The organism is Desulfobacter sp. (assembly GCF_050177295.1).
Genome location: NZ_JBFXHE010000127.1, coordinates 1 through 10,697 on the forward strand (window position 1 = coordinate 1; position 10,697 = coordinate 10,697).

Annotated in this window: 8 protein-coding genes; 6 read left to right on the forward strand and 2 right to left on the reverse strand. The window is 48.5% G+C overall.

Annotation, left to right across the window (positions count from 1 at the left end; all coding sequences use genetic code 11):
- The first annotated feature begins 313 nt into the window (after positions 1-313).
- The 3 genes from AB7U36_RS10775 to AB7U36_RS10785 all read left to right on the forward strand — a co-directional run bounded on the left by AB7U36_RS10775 (position 314) and on the right by AB7U36_RS10785 (position 2,721).
- Positions 314-742, forward strand: a complete 429-nt coding sequence (locus AB7U36_RS10775) for a thioesterase family protein (RefSeq protein ID WP_428159779.1) — start codon at positions 314-316, stop codon at positions 740-742.
- 74 nt (positions 743-816) lie between these two features.
- A complete protein-coding gene (locus tag AB7U36_RS10780) occupies positions 817-1,059 on the forward strand; it encodes a hypothetical protein (protein ID WP_428159780.1) in 243 nt (80 codons plus the stop codon).
- 153 nt (positions 1,060-1,212) lie between these two features.
- Complete coding sequence (locus AB7U36_RS10785; RefSeq protein WP_428159781.1) at positions 1,213-2,721, forward strand: alpha-amylase; 1,509 nt, start codon at positions 1,213-1,215, stop codon at positions 2,719-2,721.
- Here the strand turns inward: AB7U36_RS10785 and AB7U36_RS10790 are convergent.
- Positions 2,718-4,466, reverse strand: a complete 1,749-nt coding sequence (locus AB7U36_RS10790; protein ID WP_428159782.1) for a DEAD/DEAH box helicase — start codon at positions 4,464-4,466, stop codon at positions 2,718-2,720. The two genes, AB7U36_RS10785 and AB7U36_RS10790, sit on opposite strands and share 4 nt — an antisense overlap.
- Before the next feature lie 314 nt (positions 4,467-4,780).
- On the opposite strand from AB7U36_RS10790, the gene AB7U36_RS10795 reads away from it, so the two are divergent.
- Both AB7U36_RS10795 and AB7U36_RS10800 read left to right on the forward strand, forming a co-directional pair.
- On the forward strand, positions 4,781-7,111 hold the full coding sequence (locus AB7U36_RS10795) for a bifunctional diguanylate cyclase/phosphodiesterase (protein WP_428159783.1): 2,331 nt from the start codon (positions 4,781-4,783) through the stop codon (positions 7,109-7,111).
- 1 nt (position 7,112) lies between these two features.
- Positions 7,113-8,012 carry a phosphate/phosphite/phosphonate ABC transporter substrate-binding protein gene (locus AB7U36_RS10800; protein ID WP_428159784.1) on the forward strand — a complete coding sequence of 300 codons (900 nt, stop codon included), beginning with the start codon at positions 7,113-7,115 and terminating at the stop codon, positions 8,010-8,012.
- 8 nt (positions 8,013-8,020) lie between these two features.
- On the opposite strand, the gene AB7U36_RS10805 is transcribed toward AB7U36_RS10800, so the two are convergent.
- Positions 8,021-9,433 (reverse strand): aldehyde dehydrogenase family protein, encoded by a 1,413-nt coding sequence (locus AB7U36_RS10805; RefSeq protein ID WP_428159785.1) that lies wholly within the window; start codon positions 9,431-9,433, stop codon positions 8,021-8,023.
- A gap of 279 nt (positions 9,434-9,712) precedes the next feature.
- On the opposite strand from AB7U36_RS10805, the gene dctP reads away from it, so the two are divergent.
- Positions 9,713-10,697: TRAP transporter substrate-binding protein DctP (gene dctP, locus AB7U36_RS10810; RefSeq protein ID WP_428159786.1), on the forward strand; the 985-nt coding region annotated here is incomplete at its 3' end.

Below are 10,697 nucleotides of genomic sequence, written 5' to 3' on the forward strand. Positions count from 1 at the left end.
TGTCTTTAATATCAGTATATTATAAAAAAAGACCACCAGAAACCACATGTGATATTTGAAATAAATGCTTAATAAAAATAATAGGTTATGCCGTAAAAATGCAAGTTAGTTTTCTGGAGTACTATAGCACGGCAAAAACAGAGGCCAGCAGCAAATGGGGAGAAAGATAGTGTCATTGATTATATGCACTGTTACATTGCGAAAATATCCTTCTTTCAATAACAAGTTCGCTAATCATTTTCTGCACCTGACCGGTATTCCGCTGTCGCTGCACACGGGCAGGTGAGAAATACGTTATACTCAGGAGGTAAACATGAAGGACAGCCTAAAGCCAGGTATAGAATATAATTTTTCATTCACAATTACCAAGTCAAAACTGGTTCCCGCCCTGTATCCGGAGTCCGATGAATTTCAGGGGATGCCGAACGTATTTGCGACTGGATATATGGTTGGATTAATTGAGTGGACTTGTATTCAGGCAATTAACCCACACCTTAATTGGCCTGAAGAACAAACCGTTGGCACGCATATCAACGTAAGTCATGTCGCAGCAACACCGGCTGGGTTAACTGTTACTGTAAAAACAAAGCTTGTAGAGGTCGATGGAAAACGGTTGGTATTCGATGTTGAGGCTCATGATAACCTTGATATCATTACCCGCGGCAAGCATGAACGTTTTATCATCAACAAGGAAAAATTTGATAACAGAATGAACGGCAAATTGAAAAAAGCTGGGATATGACACGCCCTGCAACTCCGACACGCTGAACATTGGTTGGTTAATTTCTTTGAATCGGGTTGATGACGGGAGGAAAAATGAAGACCGTATCACCATACAAAACCGTTCTGGATGAAGGAAATGCCTATTGGATGGCGCGGATTGCAAAGGAAGTGTATTTAAAAAAATCCGAAGGAAACCAGATGCCTGATGAAGACCGGATTTTAATGAACCTGAAACAGGATGATAACAAATTTAGTGGGCTCCTATCTGTATATCTCGGAAGAGAAAAAAATTCCCCGGGAACCCGGATTCTGGTTCAGATTCATAGACTATTTTGACGGCCTTTAACGCCCTGAAGGAACAAGGGATTGACGGAGTTGAAGATCATGATATGGCAAACTATCTGTCAGCGGTTGAAACATGGGATCAGGAAATCTGATATTGGATTCTTAATCTCGGAAAAAAAAGGGGGGGGCTTTACGATGTCTCAGATGAATGGCGTGATGATGCAGTATTTTCATTGGTATACATCCAATGATGGAAGGTTCTGGACCCAGGTTCGTGATTCGGCTCGAACCTTGGGGGATTGCGGGTTTAGCGCGGTCTGGCTGCCGCCTGCGTACAAGGGACAGGCCGGCGTACACGATGTTGGGTACGGCGTCTATGATCTGTACGATCTGGGGGAATTTAACCAGAAAGGTTCGGTTCCCACGAAGTACGGCACCCGGGCTCAGTATCTCGAAGCGATTCAGGCACTGCACAACAAGAAGCTGCAGGTTTACGCAGACATCGTCTTCAATCACAAGGGCGGCGCGGATCGCACCGAGTGGGTGAAGGCCGTGGAGGTGAAAGGAGACGAACGGTGCTTTGAAATTGTCAATCCGGAAAAGCCGGACTGCTGGATCGAGGCGTGGACGGAATTCACCTTCCCGGGGCGTGCCGGAAAATATTCCGATTTTACATGGAATTACGACTGTTTCGACGGCACGGACTGGGCCGAGAACTTATATAAAAAAGCGGTTTTCAAGTTCACGAATCGCGGCAAGGACTGGGACCAGATGGTTTCCGGGGAGAATGGGAATTACGATTATCTCATGTTTTCGGACGTGGATATGAACTGCCCGGAGGTCCGCACGGAATACGCCCGCTGGGGGCGCTGGTACCTGGAGACCACCGGAATTGATGGCATTCGGATCGATGCTGTCAAGCACATTCAATTTAGTTTCTTTCGTGAGTGGCTGGACCACATGCGCCGGGTCGCTTCTTTAAATGCAAAGAGCGGGTTCTTTGCAGTGGGAGAATATTGGTCAAGCAATGTGGGAGACCTGCACAATTACATCAGATCCACCCATGGCAAGATGTCCCTCTTTGACGTGCCGCTTCATATGAAGTTCCACGCTATATCCCGGGCTAATGGGCACTACGACCTGAGGACAATCCTGGATGACACGCTCACCAAAGATCAGCCGGCCCTGTCTGTCCCGTTCGTGGAAAACCATGACAGTCAGCCGCTCCAGTCACTGGAGTCCCCGGTGGACTGGTGGTTCAAACCCGCAGCATACGCATTTATTCTGCTGCGGCAAGACGGATACCCCTGTGTTTTCTATGCGGATTGGTTTGGGGCAAAGTACAAAGACAAGGGCAGGGACGGCAAGGAATATGAAATCAACATGGTTCCCGTCCCTCATCTGCCGCGTCTTATGGAACTTCGACGGTCACACGCCTATGGTCGTCAGCGTGACCGGTTCGAGCATGCCCACATGATTGGCTGGACACGCGAGGGCGACATGGATCACCCCGGTTCCGGTCTGGCAGCCGTCATCACCATCGGCGGCGGCGGAACGATGTGGTTGGAACTAGGGAAAGCCCACGCCAACGGGAAGTATCGCGACGCCCTGGGTAACATGGACGGCGCCACGGTTGCTATAAATGCCGACGGATGGGGAGAGTTCCCCGTGTCAGGGGGAAGTATCTCCGTTTGGATTCCTGTCTCTTTTTAGCAGGCATATTTCGAAATTGACATCTTCTGTGATCTGATCCAGGTTCTTTTCAGCAGATTAAAGATGGTGTTAGGCATGCCAAAGGGCAGATCCACCAGGGAATAATCATAGTCAATATTGATGGCGCCGATAAACCTGCTTTCCAGACCCGATTCATTTGAAATGGCACCGACAACATCGCCGGGTTTAAGGCCATGCTTGTAACCCACTTCAATGCGATATCGTTCCATCCCCTTTTCGGCAGGCGCAATTTTATTGAGGAGGTGAAGCCGGCCAGGTGCCGGGTTCTGTTTGGGTGCAACGGGTGATTTGCTCTGTTTCGCTGCAATGGGTGCTTTGGTCTGTTTTGGTACAACAGGTGCTTTGGCTTTTTTTCCGGCTTTTGTATCGGTTTTCTTGGCGGCAGGCCTGTCAACCCTCTCCTCAAGCAGAAACGGTGTATTGCCCTGGAGCATCTTTGCCAGGGCCGCAGCCACCTGGGAAATTGAAATATCCTGTTCCTTTGCGGTGGTCTCCACCAGATCCGTAAACGCACTTACATCTTCGGTGCCGATGGTCTGGCAAATTTTATTTTTAAAATCATCCACCCGTTTTTTATTGATTTCCCTGTTGGAGGGCAGGGCCATTTCTTCAACCTTCTGGCGGGTGGCTTTTTCGATCTGTTTTAACATCCATTTTTCTTTGGGCTGGACAAATAAAATGGCTTCACCGGTTCGTCCGGCCCGCCCGGTCCGCCCGATTCTGTGAATATAGGGCTCGGTTTTAGAGGGCATATCGTAGTTGATGACGTGGGAAATCCGGTCGACATCAAGCCCCCTTGCCGCCACATCCGTGGCCACAAGAATATCAATATTCCCGTTTTTCAACCGGTTAACCGTCCGTTCCCGGGCTGCCTGGGCAATGTCTCCGTTCAGGGCCTCTGCTTTGAATCCTTTTTCTTCCAGGGTTTTTGTCAGGTCCATTGAGTCATTCCGGGTTCTGGTAAATACGATGACGCCATCATGGGACGAGGCTTCAAGTATCCGGACGAGCGCATCCCTCTTTTTTACATGCCGTACCATCCAGAATTTTTGATGAATGGTGCTGGTGACATCTGAATCATGGCGGATAATAATTTTTTCAGGATCTTTAAGATATTTGCCTGCAATCTTCTGGATCGGGGCCGGCATGGTGGCGGAAAAGAGTGCGATCTGGGTGGATTGGGGGACTTGGGACAAAATCCATTCAACATCCTCAATAAATCCCATTTGCAGCATTTCGTCCGCTTCATCCAGCACCAGGCCTGTAAGATCGGCAAGGCAGACGGTTTTTCGCCGCATATGGTCCATGAGGCGGCCCGGTGTCCCCACAACCACATGGACGCCCCGCTTAAACTGGTTTAACTGAACACCATAACTCTGGCCGCCGTATACAGCCAGAACATTAAGGCCCTTCATGTTTACGCCATAGTCCTTGAAGGACTGGGCCACCTGGATGGCGAGCTCCCGGGTCGGGGTGACCACAAGAATCTGGGGCCGTTTGTTTTCAAGATCGATCCGGGAAAGCAGCGGCAGTGCAAAGGCCGCTGTTTTTCCGGTTCCGGTTCTGGCTTGGCCCAGCAGGTCTTTACATTCAATCATACGGGGAATGGTCATGGCCTGGATCGGGGTCGGGGTTTCGTAACCAACAATCTGCAAAGCCGCAAAAACATCCGGGCTCAAATTCATTTCACCGAACCCGGCCTGGGTTAAATCTTTATGGGACATGGTTTTCCTTAAAAGCAAAAAGGCCGGCGCAGCCAGCCCTGAATATGAATATTAACTCAAAACAAAACGAGTATACATATACGAATTTTTAAAAAAATGCAAGTTGTTTATTCATTCCCTGGATATTTGCCGCTAAGGTCTTTTTAAGACGGAGTATGGATAAGGCGCGGGTTCGGGCGTATTAGATTTGTGTTAAATTGTCTGGAAATAATTGAAAGTTTGGTACCAATATTGCTATTACAACGGGGGCGCGTTGGGCTGGGTGGTGCAAACGGATTATGAATACAGGTGGTGCAGGGTACGCAAGGCTGAATATGAACATACCTGATTTCCTTGATGGGGATGTGCTTAATCCTGTGGGATTTAATTCCCGGTTTTTAAAAAAGGGGATTATCGTCTTTGGTACGGTTCTGATCATGCTCGCCTGGTGCCTGTTTTTATTTCAGGTGGAGAAAAATAAAAAAGAGCTTGTGGCCGGTCTTGAACGTGAACAGCAGAATCTGGCCGGGGTGCTGGCTGAAAATCTGTTCCAGATTCTTGAACAGCGGCATACGATTGAGCTTTTTGCATCAAAATGGTTTGATGGAACAAAATCGCCTTCCGGAGATATAACCGGTTTCCTTTACGGTGAACGGACGTTTACCCGAATTGTTCTTTATGATCTGTCCGGCAGAGCCTTTTATGAATCCTCTCCTGAAAGCGGAGACCGGCCGGATAAAATAAGAGAACAGATTGAAAAAATGCTGGGCACAGGCCAGCCCGTACTTATGCCCCGGGACAATCGACCGTCCAATATTTCCTGGCAGGTGCCGTTTCTGTTTCCCATCAGAATCGGTGCTGCAATTAAAGGCGCCATGCTCCTTGAGATGGATTTCGGATATTTTTTGAACCTTTTACAGAATGTTGATATCGGCAGAACCGGAACGATAACGGTACAATATGATCAGGGGGAAGAGGTGGCGCGATTTGAAAGCGGTGGACTGGTTGTTGGAAATTCGCCGGTAAAAATGATGCCGGCAGGATCAATTTCCGGGGATTCCGGCTTCAGGGGTGGCAGGTATTCCGATTTTGGAAATTGCTATCTGACATACCTGCGGGTCCATGATTATCCTTTTATGATTACCATCGGTATCGGACAGGACGAGTTTCTTTCGGATTTTAATCAATATCGGAACCGGCTGCTCTGGGTCCTGATTATTTTGACCTCGCTGGGGCTTTCAGGCATTGTTCTTCTTTTTAAAATGATCAACCGGAGCCAGGCGTATCTGGATGCCCTGGCCCTTTCCAACAAAGAAAATCAAAGATTGATACAAAATCTGGAAAAAGAGCATAAAGCCTCAACCAGAGCGGCCTCTTTTGACCCGCTCACCGAACTTTATAACAGGAACCTGTTCGTCTCTCTGGCTGAAAAAAGCATTCTCCAGGCAAAGCGCAACAAGTTTTGTTATGCGGTTCTGTTTATCGATCTTGACCGGTTCAAAAAGATAAATGACACCCTTGGCCACCATATCGGGGATCTGTTGTTAAAGGAGGTGAGCCTGCGGCTGAAAACGTGTACCCGGAAATCAGACATCGTTTCAAGGTTCGGGGGAGATGAATTTGTTGTGATGCTCACGGAAGTTGCCAGGGAACGGGATATTGCCACGGTGGTTGAAAATATCACCGCCGCTGTTTCAAAGCCCTGTCCGGACCTGGACGGCCATGAGATCATTACCAGCCCAAGTGTCGGTATTTCTGTCTACCCCAGGGATGGGGAAGATATTGAAACCCTGCTGCTTAATGCGGATGCGGCAATGTATAAAGCCAAGAAATCGGGCCGGGGGCAGTACCGTTTTTTTGATCCAAGCCTGAATACCGTATCTGTTGAGAAATTTGCACTTGAACAGCGCATGCCTTCGGCGATAGCCCGGGGGGAGTTTACACTGCACTATCAGCCTAAAATCCGGCTGCAGGACTACCGGGTGGTCGGGCTTGAAGCCCTGATCCGCTGGAACCATCCTCACCATGGCATGATCTTTCCTCCGGATTTCATTGAGATTGCCGAAGAGACAGGACTGATCATGGATCTCGGGGCCTGGGTTGTTGAAGCGGCCTGCCGGCAGCTGAAGAGCTGGCGCGCTGCCGGGATGGAACTTATCCCCATTGCTGTCAATGTGTCTCCGCTTGAACTCAAGGACAGGGCATATGTAAACCGGTTTCAAAATATTCTTAAACAGTATGATATCCCGCTTAAATATATTGAAATCGAAGTGACTGAAAACGCCTTTATTGATGACAGGGACATTGTGATTAACAACCTTAAGGCACTGTTTGACAAAGGCGTGAAAATTTTTCTGGATGATTTTGGCACAGGGTTTTCAAGCTTGGAGCATATTCGTTTTCTCCCCGTGAATTCCCTTAAAATCGACCGAAGTTTTATCCAGGATATCCGGAACAGTTACCATGACAATCCAATTGTCTCTTCAACCATTACCATGGCTAAAAAACTGAACCTGACCGTTGTGGCCGAAGGCGTTGAAACCAGTGATCAGCTCATCAGTCTCAGGGTGGCCGGCTGCGAACAGGTCCAGGGATATCTTTTCAGCCGGCCGGTGTCTGAAAACAAAATCCGTGAATTCATTATTTCACCTGTCAGGAGGATATAAGATGAAAAATTATTTCATCAGATGCGTGATCGTGCTGGGATTAACCCTCTGGCCTGTCTCGTCCTTTGCTTTTGATCAACCCGCACTGACTGACCATGCCCGTGGTGTGCTCTATTTTTCAGCAATCCCTAAAAAAAATTTTGATCAGCAGATTCAGGAGTTAAGACCATTGCTTGATCTTCTAGAAAAAAAACTGCGGAAATCCATTAAAATTGTTCGTCCCCAATCCTACAATGCCGTGATTGAAGGGGTGCTTTCCAGGACCATTGATTTTGCCGTTCTGGGCCCGGCATCCTATGCCAGGGCAAGGGCAAGGGATAACCGGGTGGAAGCCTTTGCCTCCTTTGCCAGAAAAAAGGGATTCATTACGCCTGACGGCAGTTATTATTATTCGGTTCTGTTTACCTTAAAAAGGAACGGGTTTAAATCTGCCGGGGATCTGAAACAAAGAAAGGTTGCCTTTACAGATCCGGAAAGCACGTCAGGTTCTGTTATTCCGAATATGGCATTTGCAAAGCATATCGGTACCCCTTTGAAAGCGTACTTCGGGACCATTGTCTATACCGGCTCCCATGACCGTTCCATTCAATCCGTCCTGGGCGGGCATGTGGATGCGGCCTTTGTCTCGTCTGTCCGCATCGACGAGGCGGTTGAGAAAAATATATTAAAGCCTGACCAGGTAGCGATCCTGTGGCAGTCCGATCCCATCCATTATGATCCTTTTGTATTCAGCGGCGGTGTGGACAATACCCTGAAAAATCAGATCAGAAAAATCATGCTGTCTTCGGCGCCCGGCCTTAAAACCATGCTGGAGAACATGAATATGGCAGGCATTGTGGCGGTTTCTGATAAAGACTATCAGGCGATTCATGACATTGTTTCCACGCAGTCCCGGAAATGAAATGGTGACTATTTAGCCACACTGACCACCTGATTCACGGTATAGGCTTTGAGACCCTCAAGCCCGAATTCAGATCCGACACCGGAAAATTTGACCCCGCCAAAGGGAGCCATGGGGTGGAGTTTTCCATGGGCATTCACCCAGACAGTTCCGGCTTCAAGCCGCATGGCAACCGCTTTGGCTTTTTCCGGATCATTGGACCATGCAGATCCGCCAAGCCCCACATCAAGGGAATTTGCCCTTTGAACCGCCTCGTCAACAGTGGCATATTTGATGATGGGAAGTGCGGTGCCGAACTGTTCTTCTTTGACCAGGTCCATATCATCGGTTACATCTGCCACCAGGGTCAGGGGATAAAAGTATCCCGGGCCGGAACAAGGTGCCCCGCCGCACAGGACCCTGGCCCCTTTTTCCCTGGCATCATCTACATATTGTCTGACGGTTTCAAGCTGGGGCCTATTGCCCAGCGGGCCGATGAGATTTTTTTCATCCATACCGTCCCCCACGGGAATCTTGGTTACATACTCCGTAAATTTCCGGCAGACATCTTCATAATCATCTTCATGGACAAAAAGGCGTTTCAGGGCCGCGCACGTCTGTCCGGCATTAATGAAGCATCCCCAGAACAAAGGTTCCAAAAGCGGGGTAACATCAGTTCCCGGCAGAATAATGCCAGCGTCATTGCCTCCCAGTTCCAGGGTCAGGCTTTTTAAATTGGACGCGGCCCGGCCCATGATGGTTTGGCCCACGGGAATGGAACCGGTGAAGACAATTTTGTCAATGCCTTTGTGGGCTGACATGGCGTTGCCTATATCGGAACTGCCGGATACCACATTGAGAACCCCGGGGGGCAGGACTTCATTGACCAGTTCAACCAGCCGAAGGGTGGCCAGGGGGGTATAGGATGCAGGTTTCAGAACAACGGTACACCCGACTCTCAGGGCCGGCATGATATGCCATACAGCGATGAGCAAGGGCCAGTTCCATGGCGTAATGGAACCGACAACACCAATGGGCTTTTTGTACAGTTCAATGGTCTCCGCCGGGTTATCATCCACCAGTTCGGGTTCAAGTTTCATGGCTGCGGTAACCTGGGTCCAGGCAATACAGCCGCCGACCTCAAACACGGACCCCGGTCCGGACAATGGCTTACCCTGTTCCCGAGTGATCAGTCCGGCAAGTTCCGTCTGGTTCTGCTCAATAATGCCGGCGATTCGGTTCATGATCTTTACCCGCTGGTCATCGGCCAGGGCTGACCATCCCGGAAACGCCTTTCGGGCTGCGGCAACCGCTTCATCCAGTTGCTCGACCGTAGCCTTGGGGCACTTTGCAAAAACGTCTCCCGTTGCCGGATTGACCACATCAAATGTGGTGTCGGATAACACTTTTTCTCCATTGATTATCATTGCATAATCCGCCATCCTCTTTCTCCTTTTGCATATTTTTACGGTAATACATCCTGGGCTGCTGCCGGCAAAAGCAACTGACGAGTTTTAAATGCAGGTGTTCTGGCAAATCAGCGGCATGGCCTTGGCAGGGCAATCACTATATACATAATTGCCCTGCCGGGTAAACAACAAATGCGGTTGCCCTGTACATGATCAGGTTCCGGCCATTGACAGAGCAGTGGAAGGGATATATTTACCAGTGGTATTAACGCGTGGGTATTATAGTCTTAAAAATGATTAAAGGAGAAATGCATGAAATTGTCTGCAGCATTTAAAAACGTATCGTTGGTTTTTGTCACCCTTTTTTTGTGTACCATTTTTTCCATGGGCTCTTCTTTTGCCAAAGATAAAGTGTATAGATGGAAACTGCAGTCCGGATATCCCCATGGAGACATCTCTTTTGAACTGCTGAAAGGCTTTGCCCAGAACGTGAAAAAATTGAGTGACGGCAAACTGATCATTTCAGTTTTCGCGGATTCCGAAATTGTTCCGTTGGAGCAGTTGTTTGAATCCACACAAAAAGGGCTTTTGGACATGCTCCACTGCATGGGCGCATTCTGGGGCGGTATTGTTCCGGTTGGAGAAATTGAATTCGGTATTCCGTTTGCGTATACCATTGATGAAGTCGATGGATTTGATGCCAAGGCCCAGGTGATAAGAGATTTTTATTATAATAAGGGCTTCGTCAATATATTGCGGAAAGAGTATGACAAGCAAGGCCTTTACTGGCTTGACATGCATACATACGGCGGCCCCTTTGTATTGTCCACAAAACCCCTGGAAACCTTTGACGACTGGAAAGGGATAAAAATCAGGGACGAAGGTATTTATACACAGTTTCACAATATGATCGGTGCCCGGGGGACTTATGTTTCCGGTGGTGAAGCCTATATGGCGTTGAAACTTGGAACCCTTGATGCCAGCCAGTGGGATATCAGTGCCATATCCGGATTAAAATGGTATGAAGTCGCCCCTTACTGGGTCCGGGCCGGGGATAATGATCATGTGATCGGACATATGCTGATCAACAACAAATCATGGAACGAACTTCCGGATAATTTAAAACAGGCCCTTCAGAAAGCCGCTGAAAATTACTGGACCGCGACCGTTGAAGCCTATGGCAAAGAATTTAAATACGCGGAGGATATGGTAAAAGCCGGCACATTGAAAGAAAGTAAAGTCTCTGCCCAAGCAATTAAAAAGCACAAAGAAATTGCTTATAAACTCTGGGATGAGG